The organism is Paenibacillus mangrovi (genome assembly GCF_022898935.1).
Classification (GTDB): Bacteria; Bacillota; Bacilli; order Paenibacillales; family Paenibacillaceae; genus Paenibacillus_AQ; species Paenibacillus_AQ mangrovi.
The window spans coordinates 1-19535 of the sequence record NZ_JALIRP010000019.1 but is presented as its reverse complement, the minus strand read 5'-3'; the positions used below and the strand labels follow the sequence as shown (position 1 = coordinate 19535).

Below are 19535 nucleotides of genomic sequence, written 5' to 3'. Positions count from 1 at the left end.
TCTCTTCTTATATATTTTCTGTAAAAGGACGGAAAATATCATCCTTTTCTTCCTTGAGTGAGCATACACTGTTGATGCGCTTCGCATAGCGGCTTACCGTTGATACGGAGACTCCATACCGCTCTGCCACTTCCTGATACGTCATAGAACTGCCGTGTTGTTTGGCCGTTAAGTATTCCAGCGCTGCAGACCATCCTTCCGTATGACGGATTATCGGCGTGTCCGGGTGCAGCTTGCCAAGAAACTGGGTCCACAGATTTTGCAAATGACTCTTTTGCTCCCGGTCCGCTTGGTCGTCCATATGCAGGAGCGCCTGATCCACAACAGCCTGCAAGGTATCGCCCCCGTTGTGAGAATCGTTTGACACCTGCGTCTCCTCAATCATCGGCTCCGAAGCCACGCTTACTTCTAAAGCTGCTTGAACAGAACCTTCAAGCCCCATCTCCTGTAGAATGCGCATTGCTTCCCGCTTCAGTTCTGCCGCCTCATCCGGCTCTTCAAGGAAGACCTCAAGTGTCTCCTTTACTTCTTCGTCGGCGATCCAGCCGAGCGCACGGATGACCTGAAGCTTGGTCCCCTTGTCTCCATACCGAAGCGCCCAGAAGAACGAGGAACGGATTAGCGGATTAGTTTTGATCTCTTCGTACAGCTCGCTTTCATCCTGCTCCCAGCGTTTCAGCTGCTCCTCGAACGGTAGATGATAATGATAGCTTAGTTCAAGCCGCTGCGTACTCGTCAGATCCAGTTCTTCTAGCTGTGCCAGATAGAAGCGCGGAATATCGGATACAGGATCCAGCTTGAGCAGCTGGCCCCAGTACCTTTTCGCTTCCTTGTAGCGTCCGCTGTTAAAGGCGGCCACCGCTGTATAGTGGTAGAGACTCGGATCTCCGTTTACTTCGTCATCCTTGAGGAGCCGACGAAAATGCCCGTAAGCCGATTCATGCTTGCCCAAAATCCCCATCGTGGTAGCCAGCTTAAACACATGCTCCTGATGAAAAGGGATCGTGATTTCGAGCAGTTCCAGCAGAGGGTTCAAGGAATTAGTATCCCCCTCATGCTGGTAAAATATCGCCAGGTTGCACAATCCGTGAATATTTCCCGGTTCCAGCTCCAGCACCTCGCCAATCGTAGCCTTGGCTTTGCGGAACAACCCCATATAATAATAAGCCAGAGCCAGATTGTTTCGTGCTGCCAGGAAATCAGGTTGCTCCTGCACAATGCGTTCCAGCAGCTCGGACGCTTGGGAAAACTTCCCTTCCTCCATCAGCGTCCGTGCCTCTTCGTGTTCAACCATACCCTCGCGGCTGCGGATCCGGCTAGGCTTCACCGGACGTTCCAGTTCGTATTGGAACAGCTCCATCATCTCTTCAGCCTCGTCCAAAAACTGGCCAGCAGAATCCTCCTCCAGGTACTTGATCAGCACACGTTCAGCTTCTTCAAAATTGTCCATATTGGCATAATTATTGGCCATATAGAAATAGCATTCCGTCACGGATGCATCGACATGCTCCAAAATATCGGCAAGGACGGCGTTTGAACCCTCATAATCGCCCATCTCTGATAATATGCCCGCCACATTGCAATGATTCACCGGATTTTCCGGTTCATATTCAACAGCTTTGCGAAAATATTTTAATGCCTTATCATAATGAAGACGGTCCATTGACCGGACAGCACGTTCAAAAAAGAAATTGGCATCCATATGAATGGGTATTACTTTATGTTGTAGGTCCTCAGCCTGCAGATGATTTTCCTCCATGTAAGCAAGGCACCTCCCTTAAGTTGCATATAACATTTCTATCAAAGAGAAACAATAGATTCATCTGGATATCATTCGAACTTAAAAAAGGCATGGTACCTCATGCACGGCAAAACGCAAAAAGGATTACCAGTAGAATAAGCCCTAGTTCGTTTATCTATCCAGAACAGTATACCATATCTTTAAAGGTGCATCTAAGGCAATATCTATTATATAAATACTCTCCGAGTGCCTGTCTTGTCTGGAAATCAAACCACCTTTCTAGCGAAAATATTATCATGAGAACCATCCCGTTTATACTTTCTGGTATCTAAAAAAGACGCCGGAGTTATTAAACTCCAGCGTCTTTGAACATGGTTGCAAGCGATCCGCCTTCCAGAATAATCCTTACGACTGCGGACAGCAGCGGGGCAACTGTCAGCACCATAAGCCGTTCATGCCGTTCCTTCGGAATCGCAATCGAATCTGTGACCACGATCTCTTTAATATGGGGGTGATTCAATCGTTTCAGCGCATCTCCTGAAAAGAGCCCATGCGTTGCGCAGACAATCGCCTCAGCGGCCCCCCGCTCCTTCAGGCTCTCCACGACATTCACAATCGTCGATCCGGTATCGATGATATCCTCGATAATGATCGGTGTCCGTCCCTCCACGTCTCCGATGACATGAGTAATGACCGACTCATTGTGAGCGGGGCGCTTTTTGAACATGATCGCGAACGGTGAATCCAGATGATTGGCCAGTTTCTCAGCCGTCTTGGCCCGTCCCGCATCAGGCGACACGATAACGGGCTTGATCAGGTTCAAGGAATTTAAGTAGCCGCCTATCAAGTCCAGTGCCGTAAGATGATCCACAGGGATATTGAAAAACCCTTGAATTGCCGGCGAGTGCAGATCCATCGTAATCACCCGGTTCGCTCCTGCCGTCGTCAAGACGTCGGCGACCATTTTGGCGGAGATCGGCTCACGCGGTGCTGATTTCCGTTCCTGCCGGGCATATCCGTAGTATGGAACGACGATGTTAATCGTACGCGCAGAAGCGCGCTTGGCCGCATCGATCATAACCAGCAGCTCAACAAACATCTCGTTGATCGGATGCGAAAGAGACTGTACGATAAACACATCGCAGTTGCGGATGCTTTCTTCATAATTCACGTAAATCTCACCGCTTTTAAAGCGGGATAACGTAACACTCCCTAGCTCCGCGCCCAGCTTCTCGCACATGCTCTCGGCAAGCAGGGGATTGGATGACCCGGAAAAAATACGCACCTTATGCTGCATACGCTCCTCCTGATACCCGTTTTTTAGACCACCAAAGGAATCATTGATCTCTGTCTCTTCTTGAATACCGCTAGTTCACGAAAACCTGCTTCCCACAGGACAGCCCGGGCTCGGTCCAGATTCTCCCCGAGCTTTATCGGATCATGTGCATCCGATCCGACCGTAAGCGGAATACCTAGCCGATACGCTTCGTGCAGCATCCGCTCCGACGGAAACATTTCCGCGCATGGTTTGGATAATCCTGAGGCGTTCAACTCCATCGCCACGCCGCTCTTCGCTACCGCGGCAAGCGCGGCGTTTTCCAGCGCCTGCACTTCATCAGCAGCTTCCTCTCCCGGATGGTACCCAAACCGCTTAATGACGTCCACATGGCCCATGATGTCATAGAAGCCGGTCGCAGCTGCCTTTTGAACGGCATCGTAATAGGTTTGATAGACCTCTAGCTTATCACGGCCTTCCCAGCCCTGAATCTGCCGATGATCCGTAATATCCCATTCCCCAAGGAAATGGACGGAGCCGATGACATAATCCCAAGGATAAGCCTCTACGATCCGCTCGATCGCTTCTTCCCATCCTTCAATATAATCTCCTTCAAGGCCTAATCGTATATCAATCTGTCCCTTATACTTCTCCTTCAGCCTCAGACATTCCTCCACATAACGCGGAAGTTCGTCCATCGGCATGGCCATTTCCGGATAATAGTTGGCTGGATTAACGTGAAGCAGCGGCATATGATCAGATAAGCCGATCTGGCCCAGTCCAATCTCTATGCCGCGGCGCACGTACTCTTCAAGCTCTCCAACCGCATGACCGCAGCGCACATGATGCGTGTGATAATCGATCAGCATGATACACCCGCCCCCTAATCCCGGCGAGGACGCTCATGACGGCGATCCAGCTCAGCCATGATCTCATCCAGCGGAAGCTTGCGTTCCTGAAGCAGAACGAGTAGGTGATAGATCAGGTCGCTCACCTCAAGCCGGAGCTCGGCGTTATCCTTATTTTTGGCCGCGATAATGGCTTCCGCCGTCTCTTCGCCGACCTTTTTCAGAATTTTATCGACGCCTTTATCGAACAAATAGGTGGTATAAGCGCCTTCAGGGCGTTCCTTTTCACGCTGTGCAATAACCTGTTCCAGCTCCTCTAGCACCGCAAACCGGTGTCTACCTTGGACAGCATTCATACCAGCTTCCTCAGATGCTATTGCAGGCGATGGGATCTCGCGGTAGAAGCAGGTCGTCTCCCCAGTATGACAAGCCGGTCCTGCCGGCTTCACCAGAAACAGTAGGGTGTCGCCATCGCAATCATAGTGTGCGGATACGATTTTTTGCGTATTGCCGGAAGTTGCGCCCTTATGCCACAGCTCTTGACGTGATCTGCTCCAAAACCAGGTTTCTCCGGTTTCGATGGAACGTTTCAGCGATTCGCGGTTCATATACGCCATCATCAGGACTTCCTTACTGATTGCATCCTGAACGATTGCCGGGACAAGCCCTTCCTGATCAAAGCTGATCTGCTCCTGCACCTGCTCAAGTGATTGCTGTTTTGATTGTTCGCTCATCTGATTTCAACCCCTTTTAGCTTTAAGTCCTGCTTCAGTTCCGGAATGGAAATTTCCTTATAGTGAAAGATCGTGGCTGCAAGCCCCGCATCCGCTTTTCCCTGCGTAAATACTTCGACAAAGTCATCCTTTGTTCCCGCTCCGCCCGAAGCAATTACCGGAATCCGGATTGCATCCGCCACGGCCGCCGTCAAGGCAATGTCGAAGCCGTCCTTCGTGCCGTCGGCATCCATGCTTGTCAGCAAGATTTCACCCGCTCCCAGCTCCTCAGCTTTCCGCACCCATTCGAGCGCACGGATTCCTGAAGCTTTACGTCCGCCATGCGTATAGACTTCCCACTCGCCCCACGATTCGTTATATTTGGCATCCACAGCGACAACGATGCACTGCGAGCCGAAACGGCGCGCCCCATCCGCAATCAGCTGCGGGTTAAGGACAGCCGCCGTGTTAATGCCAATTTTGTCTGCGCCGGCGCGAAGGATTCTTTTCATGTCCTCTACCTGGGAGATCCCTCCGCCGACCGTAAACGGGATCGCGATCTCCCCAGCCGTCTTCCGCACAACTTCAACCATGGTCTGCCGGCCTTCAACGGAAGCCGAGATATCCAGAAACACCAGCTCATCAGCGCCCTCCCGGTCATACAGCGCTGCCAGCTCAACCGGATCGCCCGCATCGCGCAAATTCTCGAAATTGACTCCTTTAACCACCCGTCCGTCCTTCACGTCCAGGCACGGTATGATGCGTTTTGCCAGCATAGCCTTCTCTCCCTCTCCGTCACTCTTTATTTCAGCGTTCTTACCGCTTCAGCCAAATCAATGCTGCCCGTATATAATGCTTTGCCAACAATGGCCCCACCGACGCCTTCTTGGCGATACTGGTTCAGCTTGACCAGGTCCTCCATCACACTCACGCCGCCCGAGGCGATGACGGTTTTTCCGCTGCTCTTAGCCAGAGCAACAATGGCATCCACGTTAGGACCCTGCATCATGCCATCGCGAGAAATATCCGTAAAGATAAATGTCTCCGCACCTTTGGAAGCAAGCTCTTTCGCAAGCTCTTCAGCCTTGACTTCAGAGGTCTCCAGCCAGCCGCGCGTTGCCACGTATCCGTTTCTGGCATCAATGCCAATCGCAACCTTATCGCCGTATGTGCCAAGCACCTCTTCGGTGAACGCTCGGTCTTCAATCGCCGCTGTTCCGATAATGACACGGCTTACGCCAAGGGAAAGCAAACGTTTGACGTCGTCCACAGTCCGCAGCCCTCCGCCGATCTGTACCGGAACGTTAACGCCGGAGGCAATCGTTCCAATCACCTCGTCATTTACCGGGTGTCCTGCTTTGGCTCCGTCCAAATCGACAAGATGGATATAAGAACCGCCCTGAGCTTCCCATGCCTTCGCAGCCGCGAGTGGACTGTCGTTATAGACTGTTTCCTGATTGTAATCCCCTTGAATCAGCCGGACGCATTTGCCTCCGCGGATATCAATGGCCGGATAAATGATGAATGATGACATCGATTGACTCCCCCGCTTCCCCATTTTCTAATCTTTAATATCATACATGGACTAAATTCATTGTTTATCTTTTTTGGTCCCGCACAGCTTCAGAAACTGCCCGAGCAGCTGCATGCCAAGCTCACCGCTTTTTTCTGGATGAAACTGCATACCATACACGGAACCACGTCCGACAATAGCCGTCACCGGCCGTCCGTAATCCGTTACGGCGATCAGATCAGACTTCACTTCCGGAAGAACATGATACGAATGCACGAAATAAACATGCCCTTCCGCAAGTCCCGCCAGCAGCGGATTGTCTTTTTGCAGAAACCCCAAACGATTCCAGCCCATATGCGGCACCTTGTAATCTCCGTCTGTAAACCGGATGACCCTGCCCGGCAGAATGCCAAGCCCATCATGTTGGCCGTACTCCTCACTGCTGCCAAACAAGAGCTGCATGCCAAGGCAGATGCCGAGAAGCGGTTTTCCCGCCGCGGCGGCCTCCTTCATGACTTCACCTAGCCCACTTGCGCGGAGATGCTCCATAGCATCGCCAAAAGCACCCACACCGGGCAAAATAATACCCTCCGCGTTCATAATCTCTGTACGGTCGCCCGTGACGAGCGCCTCTGCTCCAAGACGCTCCACGGCCTTACTCACGCTGTGCAGATTGCCCATGCCGTAATCAACAATCGCGATTGCCACTTACAGCACTCCCTTCGTGGATGGGACCCCCGTCACCCGCGGATCAATGCTGGTCGCTTCATCCAGTGCGCGGCCCAGTGCCTTGAATACCGCTTCAATCATGTGATGCGTATTCTGTCCGTAATGAACGATGACATGCAGCGTTATCCGTGCCTCAAGCGCAAACTTCCAGAAAAATTCATGAACAAGCTCAGTGGTGAAGCTTCCAACCTGCGCGGAAGGATACTGCGCGCGGTACTCGAAATGCGGCCGGTTGCTGATATCGATCACGACCTGTGCAAGGGCCTCATCCATCGGTACAAAGACGCTCGCGTAGCGTTTGATGCCTTTTTTGTCACCCAAAGCCTCCCGTAGCGTCTGACCGAGACAAATGCCGATGTCCTCAACCGTGTGATGGTCGTCGATCTCGATGTCTCCCCGCGCCTGCACTTTCAGATCGAATTGTCCATGCTTGGTGAACAGATCGAGCATATGATTCAGAAACGGCACATCCGTCGCAAGCTCCGACACCCCGTTTCCATCGACGGAAAAAGCCAGCTGGATATCTGTTTCATTCGTCTTGCGGCTTACTTGAGCGCTTCTTGCGCTGTTATTCTGATTAAATTCCATTCTCTTCTCCTGCCTTTCCTTCGCGCTTCAACCGGACTTCGATCGCCCGTGCATGTGCTTCCAGCCCTTCGCCGCGTGCCAGCTCCATGATCGCTGCTCCGTTCTTCATCAGGGCTTCCTTGCTGTAATAAATCATGCTTGATTTCTTAATAAAATCATCCACATCCACTGGCGATGAGAATCTCGCTGTACCATTGGTCGGAATAATGTGATTCGGTCCCGCAAAATAATCCCCTACGGGTTCCGAGCTGTATGCACCCAGGAAAATGGCTCCCGCATTTTCAATAAGGCCTACATGTGCCATCGGATCCGCTACCATCAGCTCCAAATGCTCCGGTGCCAGACGGTTCACTACGGAAATGCCTTCACGTAGCGATTCTGTTACGATGATGGCTCCATAATGCTGAATGGATGCAGAAGCGATATCACGTCTTGGCAGCAGCTCCAGCTGGCGCTGAACTTCGACGGATACACGGTCCGCCAGCTCACGTGATGAGGTAACCAGAATAGCCGATGCCATCTCGTCATGCTCTGCCTGCGACAGCAGGTCTGCTGCCACATATTCCGGATCAGCCGACTCATCAGCGAGTACGACGATTTCGCTTGGTCCGGCGATGCTGTCAATATCGACAGCGCCATATACCTCGCGTTTGGCAAGTGCCACATAGATGTTGCCGGGGCCGCATATTTTATCGACCGGAGCGATCGTTTCCGTACCGTATGCGAGGGCCGCGATCGCCTGCGCACCTCCGACGCGGTATATCTCATTCACGCCAGCTTCGGCGGCCGCCACCAGAATATAGGGATTGATTCCCTCTGCGCCGCCGGTTGAAGGCGGTGTAACCATCACAATCTCAGGGACGCCTGCTACCTGGGCCGGAATGACATTCATCAGGACGGAGGAAGGATAAGCCGCCTTACCACCGGGGACGTAGACACCCACGCGCTTTAGCGGCCGGATAATTTGGCCCAGAATGCTGCCATCCGGTTGCAGATCCATCCACGAATTCCGTTTCTCCCGCATATGGAATGCACGGATATTCTCGGCAGCGGCTGAGATCGCTTCGATAAAAGAATCATCAACCTGTGCATAGGCTGCATCCAGCTCGGCCTTCGTCACCCGCAGCATCCCGGCGGACAGCTCAGTACGGTCAAGCTCTTTGGTGTAGCGGAGCAGCGCTTCATCGCCTTCAGCCTTGATGTCACTTACAATCTGTTTTACCCGTGCATTTTGTTCCGGAGTTCCGTAGTCGACTTCTCTCCGCAGATCAAAATCCTGTACAGATACAACTTTCATCCTCTTCTCTCCTCGCTCTCTCCAGCCTTCTCCCGGTTCCTGTACCCGATGCTTTATACTTCAGCGGCAATAGCCTTCTGCAGACGGTCGCACAGCGATTGGATCGGTCCGTTTTTCATCCGGTAACTTACCCGATTGGCAATTAGGCGGCTTGTGATTTCAAAAATCTGATTCATTTCAACAAGTCCGTTTTCCTTCAGCGTTTGTCCGGTTTCCACCATATCGACGATCCGGTCTGCAAGACCGATCAGTGGCGCCAGTTCAATCGAGCCGTTCAGCTTAATAACCTCTACCTGCTGTCCCTGCTCCCGGAAATACTGGGATGCCACATTCGGATATTTCGTTGCCACCCGCTGCTGAATCCCCGGCTGCCAGTTGGGCAGTCCGATGACCGACATCCGGCATTTGGCAATGCCGAGGTCAAGCAGCTCGTATACATCGCGGTTCTCCTCCATGAGCACATCCTTGCCGACAATTCCGATATCTGCTGCCCCATACTCCACATACGTCGGAACGTCTACCGGCTTCGCCAAAATAAACTCCATATCGAGCTCAGGCAGGGCGATGACCAGCTTGCGGGTCTCATCCACCTCTGTGGGTATTGGCAGTCCGGCAGCACGGAACAAATTCGCCGCCTTTTTATAGATCCGTCCTTTCGGCATGGCTACTTTTAATGTTTCCGACAAGGTACTCCCTCCTCAATATCCTGCATTCTTTAGCCCTGTTCAGTGCGTATACACCAGGGAACCACGTCATGATCTAATGTTAAAAGAACTCCTAAGAGAACGTTTCTACTTTATCGTACATACCCGCAGGCTCCTGTAATCTTTTACTCTTATCCTGGATAAGCAGCGTCACAACCGCTCTCCCCTGTTCTCTCAGCTCAGCTGCCTTTGCAAGCCCCTCTCTTCGGCGTGAAGCGGTATACCTAATCAAAACAGGCCGCCTTTCTTCTTCGACTGCACCTTTAACGCCATCGAGAATGCGGTTTGTCTTCAGCGCAAAGCCCGTAGCCGGCACATCCCGTCCGAACTGGCGCAGCAGGTTATCATACCTGCCCCCGCTGCATACTGGAAAACCAAGCTCAGCCGCATAGCCCTCAAATGTCATCCCGGTATAATAGGAAAAATCACCGATCATGGTCAGATCAATCAGGACATGCTCCGAAACACCATACGCCTCGAGCACCTCCCACACCTTGCACAGATGATCGATGGATGCCTGCGCGAGTGGATGCCTGCTCAGATCAAATGCCTGATCGCAAATTTCCTTGTTCCCTCGCAGCCTCAAAATACCTTCAAGCTCTATTTGCTGCTCGTCGTTGATCGCAAGCTCCCGGATCGCTTTCCGGAAACCGACGTAGTCGCGGTCAAGCAGATGCTTTTTCAGAGACTGCTGATCATGGGTTCGACCGGCTAGCACTTCCTCAAATAGTCCGTTCAAAAAGCCAACATGGCCCATTGCAATTTTGAATGATTTTACCCCTGCCGCCTTCAGCGATTCAATAGCAAGTGCCACCACCTCGGCGTCCGCTTCCGGCGAGTCGTCGCCAACCAGCTCAACACCAGTCTGGAAGAACTCGGCTTCGCGCCCTGCTTCTTCTTCAAAAGCACGAAATACATTCGCATGATAGGAAAGTCGTATAGGCAGCGGCTCCTCCTTGAGCAGTGAAGACACGACACGGGCAATCGGTGCCGTCATATCCGAACGGAGTACCAAGGTGGTGCCCCGATTATTCAGCAGCTTGAACAGCTTCTGATCGGACGTGGAGCTGGCTACGCCCACCGTTTCGTAAAACTCCATCGTTGGCGTCATGATCTGCCGGTAACCCCAGCGGCTCATACAATCCAAAACATTGCGCTCGATCGCGCGGAGTTTGTCGACGGCATACGGCACATAATCCCGGACGCCGACCGGTTTTTCAAAACCCTTTGGCTTCGACACTTGCTTTCACCCCAATATTTGAATTATATATCTTCATCACATTAAAGTGCTACCATTCTACCAAAGTAAAGATTATTGGATATATTAACATGAAGTGTTTGCCTTCGTCAATGAAGACTGGTTCAGCATTTACATATTCGCGTTAACTCCTGAATTACCCTTGTCCAAGCTGCTTTTTTTGTAACAATAATTGGAATATTTTGTGATATACAAAAAACCGTCCGGCAATGGCCAGACGGTTTTCATTTACATATTAAGCTTAACAGTCTTGTCTTTCATATTTGTCTGCGGACGTTTCGGCGCTGTACCGAAGAATACCCAGGACCAAGGTATGTACCGGAAGGCAATATAAACAACGATCCATGAAACTCCGAGAGAAACGATCCATCCTCCCCCGATACGCAGAGCATATTCCACCGAACCTCCATGGACCGGTATTTTACGGTACAAGAACAGCACCGCCGGATGCAGCAGGAAAATTCCGAAAGAGCAGGCCCCCATGGACGTCAAAGCCGTACTGAGCCACTTCCAGCCGTACCGGTAGATCATATAAGATACCTGCATCAGCACGATACAAGACAGAAGGGAATGCACATCCCACATCAATTCATACCATAAGCTGTTGATCTTGCTGCCCCGTGTATTTAATCCGTAATACAAATTCACGTGAATAATGCCTGCTGCAAGCCAGGCCGCCCATACAAAAAGCCAGACGATGCCCTTGCCGCTTTTAAAGCCTTCGCGCGTAACAATCAGCCATTCTTTCAACCGGGAATAATACGCAGCGATGAATGCACCGAAGAGATAAAAGGACATATATGAGAACGCGACGCTTCCCTTCGGGAGGGGAAGGCGGATTCCCGTTCGATACACACCTGCTTCAGGCAAATGAAATCCATATTTGTACAGGTACACAAACAACCACTGAATCGCAAGGCCAATGATCGCCACCCACGGCAAAATGGAGCGCTGCTTCTGGAACCACCACAGAAACAGTGGGAACACGATATACAGCTGCAGCATAATAATCACATAATATAGATGGGTATGCGCAGTCCCTTTTAACAGCTGCAGGCCAAAATCATGCGCCAGCTGCGTAAACGGAAGGCCCAGCTTCCCTTTGACGTAGCAGTTAAGTAGAAAATAGAACAATGAAAAAAATATGTAAGGTACAAGGATATATAACAAACGTTTGGTATAGAAGGATTTCAGCATCGATTTATTCAGCGGCTTGTCCAAATAATTGTAGAAAAGCACAAACCCGCTCAAAAAGATAAATACCGGCACGGCAAACTTACTGAATATGTTAATAAACAAAAACGGATAGTAGGAAGACGTACCCAGCGTTTTAGCTAGAGTAGTCGATGTCGCATGGATAAAAATGACCGCCATAATCGCAAGCGAACGGAAAATATCCAGCTCCATGATACGTTCTTTTTTCTCAAGCATGTGAACTCTCCCGTATTAATATTATTTCTTTCCATGTTACGGTCCAGTTGTTGAAACATTCCAAATAATCTCCTATTTAAAAATACTATATTTACTGCCTAGTACGCCACATAAACTTCAAAAAAAACATCCAAAGCAGGCTTTGAATGTTTAGGCTTTATACTATATTGTCTGCCGAGTATCTATCTGGCTGATTATGATGTTTGGGCTAGTAGCTCTTTACGAAACGTCAGCATCCTTACTCCGATTGATTTCCCGAAGCGGATTACCTCCCACAAAAGCTCCTGCAGCCACATCTTTATGTACGACTGATCCCGCCGCAACAACCGCCCCATCGCCGATTGTTACGCCGGGCAGTATGGTTGTGTTCGCACCGATCATGACATGATCCCCGATGATGACCTCGCCCAGGCGGTATTCATGGATTAAATACTCATGCGCCAGGATGGTGGAGTTATATCCAATAATCGAATTTTCCCCAATGGTAATCTTCTCCGGAAAAAAAACATCGACCATCACCATCAGCCCGAACGCGGTATGCTCGCCGACCTTCATGCCAAGCAAATGACGATAAATCCAGTTTTTGAGCGAAAGAATCGGACAGTACCTTGCCGCCTGAATACAGATAAAGTTTTTGACCCCTTTCCAAGGGCTGACGGTCTTGTAAATCTGCCAGAGCGCGTTGGGTCCCTCCACCGGATACCGTGTCACTTTTCTCACAATGCCTTACTCCTATTCTAAGAGCGAAAATAGATCATTCATATCCTGCAGCATATAGTCCGGATGATGTTCCAGCAGTGCCTTCTCACCTTTTAATGACCAAGCCACCCCTGCAGACTGAACGCCTGATGCTTTTGCCGACTCAATATCCATCGGGCTGTCTCCCACCATTAATGTCCGTGAAGGATCAGAACCCAGCAGTTCAAGAGCCTTTAAGATCGGTTCAGGATGCGGCTTGGGATGTTCAACATCATTTAGCGTGATGACGGCTTCCATATATTTTTGAAGACCGAACAATTCCAGAACCCGGATCGTACCCGGTTTGTTCTTTGTTGTTACTACACCGAGACGCAGTCCCTTGGCATGAAGCTGACTTACAACCTCCTCCACCTGTGGAAACAGCCGCACCATGGCGTCGTGATGTTCATCATTATAGCTTCGATATGACGTAATCAGTGTAGTGGTATCCCCCATGCCGGAAAAATGCTGAAGCTGCTGCTCCAGCGTCGCTCCCATCTTCGGAATAATCTGCTCCCGCGTCAGCGGTGCTAGCTGATGCTTCTCCAGCACATGCATAAATGAGGTGATAATCAGTTCATTGGTGTCAATAATCGTTCCGTCGAGATCAAACAATATGGTATCAATCATGCTGAAATTACTCCTTTTTGTCCTCCGCTTCCTCTGTCTCCTGTTCGGAAATAGGTTCTGTGCGGGTTACTTCACGTTCTGCAGATGCTTCCTCCGGAACAACTTCAGATTCTGGTACATTGTCCGGGCTTGCTTTGGTAGAGTATATCGGATCCAGGTAACGAACTTCAGCTCTCCCCGTTGCACGGCGTACGATAATGATCACGATCGCTGCGATAATAATAGCGATCGATACCAGCTGGGAAATACGGACGTTGCCGTATGTCGGATCGAGCGCCCCATGCTCAAATCCTAGCCATTCCATAGGCTTCCACAGTGCATTCATAAGCGAAGCCATCCAGTCCTGTCCCATATAGGCCAGCGAGTCCGTACGCAGTCCTTCGATAAAGAAACGTCCAATGGAATACCAGATGAAGTAAGATAGAAACAGCTCTGCTGACCGCAGAAATTTCTGGCGGCGGAGAATGAGTAAAATAATGATACCCACGAGGCTCCATAATGATTCATACAGGAATGTCGGATGATGGTACACACCCTGCACATTCATTTGATCTACAATAAAATTCGGAAGATGAAGCGTTTCCCGCAGGAACGACTCAGGCACAGGTCCGCCATAAGCTTCCTGGTTAACAAAGTTGCCCCACCGTCCGATCATTTGTCCGAGCAAAAGGCCCGGAGCACAAATATCAGCAATCCGCCAGAAATTATAGCCTTTATAACGGAAATAGAAGAAGGCACAGATAATGGCGCCAATTAAGGCTCCGTAAATAGCGATGCCGCCGTTCCAAATTTTGAATATATCAATTAGATGATCTTTATAGTCGTCCCATTTGAAGGCTACAAAATAGATGCGCGCACCAATAATGGCTGAAGGTACGCCAAGCAGCATCATATCCATAAAGAATTCGGGCGGTATGCCGAATCGCTTGCCTTCACGGATTGCTACCATAAGACCCGCCAGTGCACCGAATCCTAGAATAAGACCGTACCAGTGTACAGACAGGGGTCCAATCGAAAAAGCGATCGGATTGAGAAGCAATGTGGCCATTTTTTCACTCTCCTAATCCATATCTTCCATGTCTTCCGCGATCGTAGCGGTCAGCTTGTTGGTAAACTGCAGAGCTGCGTTGAGGCCCATTTGCTTCAAACGATAGTTCATGGCAGCCACTTCAATAATGACTGCAAGGTTTCGTCCAGGACGAACCGGAATCGTAACCAGCGGAATATCGGTGTCAATAATTCTAGTCGTTTCTTCATCCAGCCCAAGCCTGTCATACTGTTTGTCCTGCTGCCAGGCCTCCAGTCTGACGACAAGCGTAATTCTCTTGTTGTTCCGGATCGCTCCGGCGCCAAACAGGGTCATCACATTAATAATGCCGACACCACGGATTTCCAGCAGGTGACGAATCAGCTCCGGTGCTGTACCATGCAGCTGAGCGTCTGATGTTTGACGGATTTCGACCGCATCATCGGCAATCAGTCGGTGTCCCCTTTTAACGAGCTCCAGAGCGGTTTCACTCTTACCAATACCGCTGCTGCCCGTAATCAGCATTCCGACACCGTATACATCACATAGTACGCCATGAATTGTCGTAGTCGGTGCCAGTCTCCTTTCCAGAAAGCTTGTAATCCGGCTGAGCAAAATCGTGGTTGCCACACTGCTGCGCAGCACAGGGAGCTGCTTCTCCTGGCTGATTGTCACGAGCTCCTCAGGCACATCCAAACCGCGTGTAACGACGATGCATGGAGTGACATCGGTGCAGAGACGTTCCATCCGCTCCTTGCGTTCCTCTGATGTAAGCATGCTAAAAAAGGCCAGCTCCGTTCTTCCGAGCAGCTGTACCCTTTCTTGGGGATGATAATCAAAATAACCAGCCATCTCAAGACCTGGTCGATTCAAATCATCCGTCGTAATAATGCGCTTCAAGCCTTGTTCTCCGGATATGACTTCCAGCTGCAATTGCTGTACCAATTCTGCTACTTTAACCTTTTTAGCCATTCCATGTCTCCCTTTCTGTCCGATTGGCTCAGAATCCAGCCCGATTGCTGTCCGAGACGATTCGATAAAGATTCCATTGTACCCATCGTAAATGAAATTTCCAATGAATGCAATCTTGGCAGAGCGAAGGCATACATTCTTTCATGCCAACAAAATAACCCCACAAAGTGGGGACTTTGCTTCGAAGATGATTCAGGTACTTTGTGGGGGGTCCCGGAAATTATAAAAGCCGCCCCGAAGGGCGGCTTTGGATTTCAGGCATACCGCCTGGATTAGTCCGTCAACAATACATTCAGCTCGGATTCTTTGTCGAAGATATGAATCTTGTTCATATCCACTGCAAGACGAACGCTTGCGCCTTCACGAGTGTTGGAACGTCCGTCTACACGGGCGATTACAGTGTCACTGCCAACTCCGCTCAGGTAGAGGAGCATTTCATGACCCAGGTTTTCGGTAACGTCTACATGGGAAGTGAAGATTGTGTTTGGAGAAGCTTCCAAGAATACTGGCTCTTCATGGATATCTTCTGGACGCACGCCCATGATCACTTCTTTACCGATGTAACCTTTGCTTTTCAGAAGCTGTGCTTTTCCGCCTGGAACTTCAACATCCAGTCCTTGACAACGGAAACGTACAGAACCGTTAGATTCGCTCAGGGTTCCTGCGATGAAGTTCATCGTAGGGGAACCGATAAAGCCAGCAACGAACAGGTTCGTAGGGCTGTTATAGAGCTCTTCTGGAGAAGCAGCTTGTTGAATGATGCCGTCATGCATAACAACGATCCGATCACCCATGGTCATGGCTTCTGTTTGGTCGTGTGTTACGTAGATACAAGTCGTCTCAAGACGCTTAACCAGCTTTGTGATTTCAGCACGCATTTGACCGCGAAGCTTAGCATCCAAGTTAGAAAGCGGTTCGTCCATCAGGAAGACTTGAGGATCACGCACGATTGCACGGCCCAAGGCAACACGTTGACGCTGACCACCAGAAAGTGCTTTTGGTTTACGGTCAAGCAAATGCTCGATGTCGAGGATTCTTGCTGCTTCACGAACACGCTTGTCAATCTCGTCTTTCTTCACTTTACGAAGTTTCAGACCAAATGCCATGTTTTGATATACGTTCATGTGAGGATACAAAGCGTAAGATTGGAATACCATCGCGATATCGCGGTCTTTAGGAGCAACGTCGTTCACGACGCGGTCACCGATGTAAAGTTTACCTTCGGAGATCTCTTCCAAACCAGCGATCATACGAAGAGTTGTAGATTTACCACAACCGGAAGGTCCTACCAGCACCAAAAATTCTTTGTCTTGAATGTCAAGGCTGATATCCTTAACCGTTGCTTTATCCGAACCCGGATATTTTTTGAAAATATGCTCTAAACGTACACCTGCCATGAGATTTTCCCCCTTAAGTGTATATTATGAAATCGAATACATTTTTATATTATTATATTACCTAACATCTCGGAGACTGGCTATACACAAACTGCACAAAAAACCTATTTTCTTTTCGTTACTTTATACAATAGCATCGTCAACTTCACTAAAACCGCGTCACCAAAGCTTCTAACATCCAGTCCGGTCTCCTGTTTGATCTTATCCAAGCGGTATAAAAGAGTGTTACGATGAATATATAAGCGCTTGGCCGTTTCACTTACATTGCAATCGAGCTGGAAAAAGGTTTCGAGTGTAGATAGTGTCTCATTGTCGGAAAACAACACGCCATGGTCACCGGCCTGCTCCAGGAACAGCCTGCGCTGATCCACGGGGATGCTGTAGATCAATCTCTCAAGCAGTAGCTCCCACGGAAAATGGACATGCTCGGTAACATGAAAGGTTCGTCCCAGAAAAATGGTCTCCCTAAGGAGCGACACCATGGAAGGCAGCCATTTCACTGGTGAAAAGGAAGGACCTACAGATAAATGGAAGGTACCACCCCATTCATTCGCAGTCAATTCATACAGTCCTTGGCAAAAAGCGGATGACATGTCCGTTTCTGATTCCGAGTTTTCCTCTTCTTTATCTTCCCCAGCACCGATGACCAGTTCTTTCTTCGCCAGTATCAGCCATTCATGGCTTCGCAGAGGTACAAGTACAACCTCTCCATCAAAATAGCTCTTAAGCAGCTTCTTAAGCTGGCTCCGATTGACGTCCACCGTATGAACACTCTCACAGGTTAGCAGAAAAGGTATCATTTCACCCGTTAAGCGCCGCTTTAGCTCGAGATCATCTGGTATCTCACTGTCTCCACGTTCTTGATCCAGCTGCTCCATAATCCATGCACTAAACCGTTGGATCTCTCGTTCCTCATCACCTTGGACGGGTACAGACTTATCTGCTTTCGGTCTGACTTGAGAAACCAGAAGCCCAATCAGCCGCGATACCTCGGTACTCATCTCCCGCACAGGAGCTTCCAGGACGTAAATTTGCCCGTTTTTCGAGTAAAGGGGATACCAGATCATATCATCAACAACGACCGAGTCACTAAGGGTGTGATCATGTCCAGCATGACCATCGCTGTTGACTGAGAATTTAGGCGAATCCTGAAGTTCGGCCCGATTATATACGCTTTCAGACTGCTGTTTAGTCAGCTGTTTGATGCGCAAGGGCGTCCCGATAATCTGCTCTAACTTGTTACGTAATGTCTCCATCTCCACCATCGATGTCATCCACCACTTTACCGTTTTTGTTTCTTATTCTATCATATTGTGAAGGAAATTCCGAAAGTCGGTAAAATGTCTTCTGTAGAAAGCCAAAAATTCATACGAAAAACGTCTATCGACATACTTTCATACAAGGCATATCGCTTTTAGCAATCCTTTTCACAAATTCAACAACCAAAATCGTATACATTAGCATATCGAATACACAGCAAAAAGACCATTAACTGTAAGGTTAATGGTCTTTGGGATGAGCCATGAAGGACTCGAACCTTCGACACCCTGATTAAAAGTCAGGTGCTCTACCAACTGAGCTAATGGCTCTTAAAACTGGTGGAGGCTGATGGATTCGAACCACCGAACTCGTAGAGAGCAGATTTACAGTCTGCCGTGTTTAGCCACTTCACTAAGCCTCCATATAAGGTGGCTCGGGACGGAATCGAACCGCCGACACGAGGATTTTCAGTCCTCTGCTCTACCGACTGAGCTACCGAGCCTTAACAGAAAAATAAAGTGGTTGATGTTACTCTTCCCACTTTCTCTTGTGGAAATGCATTGAATTAAAATAAATGGCGGGACCGACGGGATTCGAACCCGCGGTCTCCTGCGTGACAGGCAGGCATGTTAGGCCTCTACACCACGGTCCCTCATTATTTTAAATGGTGCCGGCGAGAGGACTTGAACCCCCAACCTACTGATTACAAGTCAGTTGCTCTACCAATTGAGCTACACCGGCATATATGGTGGAGGCTGAGGGGATCGAACCCCCGACCCTCTGCTTGTAAGGCAGATGCTCTCCCAGCTGAGCTAAGCCTCCAGAATATGTATGGTAGCGGCGGAGGGGATCGAACCCCCGACCTCACGGGTATGAACCGTACGCTCTAGCCAGCTGAGCTACACCGCCATATTATTCATATCTTATATAGTATACAGATGGCGGAGAGAGAGGGATTCGAACCCTCGCACCGCTTACGCAGTCTAACCCCTTAGCAGAGGGTCCCCTTATAGCCACTTGGGTATCTCTCCAAGCATATCGCTGTATATTATAAAGATAACATATTCAAGTGAATTGATCACCTGAAAACTAGATACGAAACGATTTGCTTGTTTTAGAATTTGTTTTCGAAGCTGCTTCGATGCAAAGCGTAACGCTTCCGAAGCCAGTTCTTCTTCGAAAAACTATTAGGATAAGCCCTCGACCGATTAGTATTGGTCAGCTCCATGCATTGCTGCACTTCCACCTCCAACCTATCTACCTCGTCGTCTTCAAGGGGTCTTACTAATTGGGAAATCTCATCTTGAGGGGGGCTTCACGCTTAGATGCTTTCAGCGCTTATCCCTTCCGTACGTAGCTACCCAGCCATGCTCCTGGCGGAACAACTGGTGCACCAGCGGTACGTCCATCCCG

18 protein-coding genes, 8 tRNA genes and 1 rRNA gene are annotated in these 19535 nt (G+C 49.7%); all 27 read right to left on the bottom strand.

All coding sequences use genetic code 11. The features are described 5' to 3' along the window. Window positions 1-7: 7 nt before the first annotated feature. Complete coding sequence (locus MUG84_RS25965; protein ID WP_244730990.1) at window positions 8-1759, bottom strand: tetratricopeptide repeat protein; 1752 nt, start codon at window positions 1757-1759, stop codon at window positions 8-10. A 331-nt stretch (window positions 1760-2090) separates the two neighbouring features. Further along, window positions 2091-3038, bottom strand: coding sequence for a ribose-phosphate diphosphokinase (locus tag MUG84_RS25960; RefSeq protein WP_244730989.1), 948 nt, complete (start codon window positions 3036-3038; stop codon window positions 2091-2093). A gap of 23 nt (window positions 3039-3061) precedes the next feature. After that, window positions 3062-3886 carry a histidinol-phosphatase HisJ gene (hisJ, locus tag MUG84_RS25955; RefSeq protein ID WP_244730988.1) on the bottom strand — a complete coding sequence of 275 codons (825 nt, stop codon included), beginning with the start codon at window positions 3884-3886 and terminating at the stop codon, window positions 3062-3064. A gap of 14 nt (window positions 3887-3900) precedes the next feature. Beyond that, window positions 3901-4599 carry a bifunctional phosphoribosyl-AMP cyclohydrolase/phosphoribosyl-ATP diphosphatase HisIE gene (gene hisIE, locus MUG84_RS25950; RefSeq protein ID WP_244730987.1) on the bottom strand — a complete coding sequence of 233 codons (699 nt, stop codon included), beginning with the start codon at window positions 4597-4599 and terminating at the stop codon, window positions 3901-3903. Continuing rightward, on the bottom strand, window positions 4596-5354 hold the full coding sequence (hisF, locus tag MUG84_RS25945) for an imidazole glycerol phosphate synthase subunit HisF (RefSeq protein ID WP_244730986.1): 759 nt from the start codon (window positions 5352-5354) through the stop codon (window positions 4596-4598). Before hisF ends, hisIE begins: the two co-directional genes overlap by 4 nt. Window positions 5355-5380: 26 nt before the next feature. Continuing rightward, window positions 5381-6112 (bottom strand): 1-(5-phosphoribosyl)-5-[(5-phosphoribosylamino)methylideneamino]imidazole-4-carboxamide isomerase, encoded by a 732-nt coding sequence (gene hisA, locus MUG84_RS25940; protein WP_244730985.1) that lies wholly within the window; start codon window positions 6110-6112, stop codon window positions 5381-5383. Between the two features lie 57 nt (window positions 6113-6169). Next, window positions 6170-6799, bottom strand: a complete 630-nt coding sequence (gene hisH / locus MUG84_RS25935; protein WP_244730984.1) for an imidazole glycerol phosphate synthase subunit HisH — start codon at window positions 6797-6799, stop codon at window positions 6170-6172. Then, a complete protein-coding gene (hisB, locus tag MUG84_RS25930) occupies window positions 6800-7408 on the bottom strand; it encodes an imidazoleglycerol-phosphate dehydratase HisB (protein WP_244730983.1) in 609 nt (202 codons plus the stop codon). Beyond that, window positions 7398-8705, bottom strand: a complete 1308-nt coding sequence (gene hisD / locus MUG84_RS25925; RefSeq protein ID WP_244730982.1) for a histidinol dehydrogenase — start codon at window positions 8703-8705, stop codon at window positions 7398-7400. The genes hisB and hisD overlap by 11 nt, the downstream gene beginning before the upstream one ends. Window positions 8706-8758: 53 nt before the next feature. Then, complete coding sequence (hisG, locus tag MUG84_RS25920) at window positions 8759-9391, bottom strand: ATP phosphoribosyltransferase (protein WP_244730981.1); 633 nt, start codon at window positions 9389-9391, stop codon at window positions 8759-8761. Between the two features lie 91 nt (window positions 9392-9482). Beyond that, window positions 9483-10649 carry an ATP phosphoribosyltransferase regulatory subunit gene (locus MUG84_RS25915; RefSeq protein WP_244730980.1) on the bottom strand — a complete coding sequence of 389 codons (1167 nt, stop codon included), beginning with the start codon at window positions 10647-10649 and terminating at the stop codon, window positions 9483-9485. Between the two features lie 246 nt (window positions 10650-10895). Continuing rightward, entirely contained in the window at window positions 10896-12098 is a 1203-nt protein-coding gene (locus MUG84_RS25910; RefSeq protein WP_244730979.1) for an acyltransferase, read from the bottom strand. A 219-nt stretch (window positions 12099-12317) separates the two neighbouring features. After that, a complete protein-coding gene (locus MUG84_RS25905) occupies window positions 12318-12818 on the bottom strand; it encodes an acyltransferase (protein WP_244730978.1) in 501 nt (166 codons plus the stop codon). Between the two features lie 12 nt (window positions 12819-12830). Next, on the bottom strand, window positions 12831-13466 hold the full coding sequence (ppaX, locus tag MUG84_RS25900) for a pyrophosphatase PpaX (protein ID WP_244730977.1): 636 nt from the start codon (window positions 13464-13466) through the stop codon (window positions 12831-12833). A gap of 7 nt (window positions 13467-13473) precedes the next feature. After that, complete coding sequence (gene lgt / locus MUG84_RS25895) at window positions 13474-14514, bottom strand: prolipoprotein diacylglyceryl transferase (protein WP_244730976.1); 1041 nt, start codon at window positions 14512-14514, stop codon at window positions 13474-13476. Window positions 14515-14526: 12 nt separating this feature from the next. Continuing rightward, complete coding sequence (hprK, locus tag MUG84_RS25890; RefSeq protein ID WP_244730975.1) at window positions 14527-15465, bottom strand: HPr(Ser) kinase/phosphatase; 939 nt, start codon at window positions 15463-15465, stop codon at window positions 14527-14529. Between the two features lie 272 nt (window positions 15466-15737). Further along, on the bottom strand, window positions 15738-16862 hold the full coding sequence (locus MUG84_RS25885; protein ID WP_244730974.1) for an ABC transporter ATP-binding protein: 1125 nt from the start codon (window positions 16860-16862) through the stop codon (window positions 15738-15740). A gap of 104 nt (window positions 16863-16966) precedes the next feature. Next, window positions 16967-18127 (bottom strand): PucR family transcriptional regulator, encoded by a 1161-nt coding sequence (locus tag MUG84_RS25880; protein WP_244730973.1) that lies wholly within the window; start codon window positions 18125-18127, stop codon window positions 16967-16969. A gap of 251 nt (window positions 18128-18378) precedes the next feature. After that, window positions 18379-18451, bottom strand: a tRNA-Lys gene (locus MUG84_RS25875). A gap of 7 nt (window positions 18452-18458) precedes the next feature. Further along, a tRNA-Tyr gene (locus tag MUG84_RS25870) sits at window positions 18459-18543 on the bottom strand. Between the two features lie 8 nt (window positions 18544-18551). Next, window positions 18552-18624, bottom strand: a tRNA-Phe gene (locus tag MUG84_RS25865). 73 nt (window positions 18625-18697) lie between these two features. After that, a tRNA-Asp gene (locus tag MUG84_RS25860) sits at window positions 18698-18774 on the bottom strand. Window positions 18775-18787: 13 nt separating this feature from the next. Beyond that, window positions 18788-18863 (bottom strand) — tRNA-Thr (locus MUG84_RS25855). A 5-nt stretch (window positions 18864-18868) separates the two neighbouring features. Further along, window positions 18869-18944 (bottom strand) — tRNA-Val (locus MUG84_RS25850). A gap of 10 nt (window positions 18945-18954) precedes the next feature. Continuing rightward, window positions 18955-19031: transfer RNA gene (locus MUG84_RS25845), tRNA-Met, on the bottom strand. Between the two features lie 30 nt (window positions 19032-19061). Continuing rightward, window positions 19062-19153, bottom strand: a tRNA-Ser gene (locus MUG84_RS25840). Window positions 19154-19310: 157 nt separating this feature from the next. Beyond that, a 23S ribosomal RNA gene (locus MUG84_RS25835) occupies window positions 19311-19535 on the bottom strand; the annotation flags it as partial.

What these genes read in the sequence shown, in the direction of transcription:
- hisJ (WP_244730988.1), bottom strand. Translation starts at nt 3,886, where the DNA reads ATGCTGATCGATTATCACACGCATCATGTGCGCTGCGGTCATGCGGTT.
- hisD (WP_244730982.1), bottom strand. Translation starts at nt 8,705, where the DNA reads ATGAAAGTTGTATCTGTACAGGATTTTGATCTGCGGAGAGAAGTCGAC.
- hprK (WP_244730975.1), bottom strand. Translation starts at nt 15,465, where the DNA reads ATGGCTAAAAAGGTTAAAGTAGCAGAATTGGTACAGCAATTGCAGCTG.
- MUG84_RS25910 (WP_244730979.1), bottom strand. Translation starts at nt 12,098, where the DNA reads ATGCTTGAGAAAAAAGAACGTATCATGGAGCTGGATATTTTCCGTTCG.
- MUG84_RS25965 (WP_244730990.1), bottom strand. Translation starts at nt 1,759, where the DNA reads ATGGAGGAAAATCATCTGCAGGCTGAGGACCTACAACATAAAGTAATA.
- MUG84_RS25885 (WP_244730974.1), bottom strand. Translation starts at nt 16,862, where the DNA reads ATGGCAGGTGTACGTTTAGAGCATATTTTCAAAAAATATCCGGGTTCG.
- hisIE (WP_244730987.1), bottom strand. Translation starts at nt 4,599, where the DNA reads ATGAGCGAACAATCAAAACAGCAATCACTTGAGCAGGTGCAGGAGCAG.
- hisA (WP_244730985.1), bottom strand. Translation starts at nt 6,112, where the DNA reads ATGTCATCATTCATCATTTATCCGGCCATTGATATCCGCGGAGGCAAA.
- lgt (WP_244730976.1), bottom strand. Translation starts at nt 14,514, where the DNA reads ATGGCCACATTGCTTCTCAATCCGATCGCTTTTTCGATTGGACCCCTG.
- MUG84_RS25960 (WP_244730989.1), bottom strand. Translation starts at nt 3,038, where the DNA reads ATGCAGCATAAGGTGCGTATTTTTTCCGGGTCATCCAATCCCCTGCTT.
- ppaX (WP_244730977.1), bottom strand. Translation starts at nt 13,466, where the DNA reads ATGATTGATACCATATTGTTTGATCTCGACGGAACGATTATTGACACC.
- hisB (WP_244730983.1), bottom strand. Translation starts at nt 7,408, where the DNA reads ATGGAATTTAATCAGAATAACAGCGCAAGAAGCGCTCAAGTAAGCCGC.
- hisF (WP_244730986.1), bottom strand. Translation starts at nt 5,354, where the DNA reads ATGCTGGCAAAACGCATCATACCGTGCCTGGACGTGAAGGACGGACGG.
- MUG84_RS25880 (WP_244730973.1), bottom strand. Translation starts at nt 18,127, where the DNA reads ATGGTGGAGATGGAGACATTACGTAACAAGTTAGAGCAGATTATCGGG.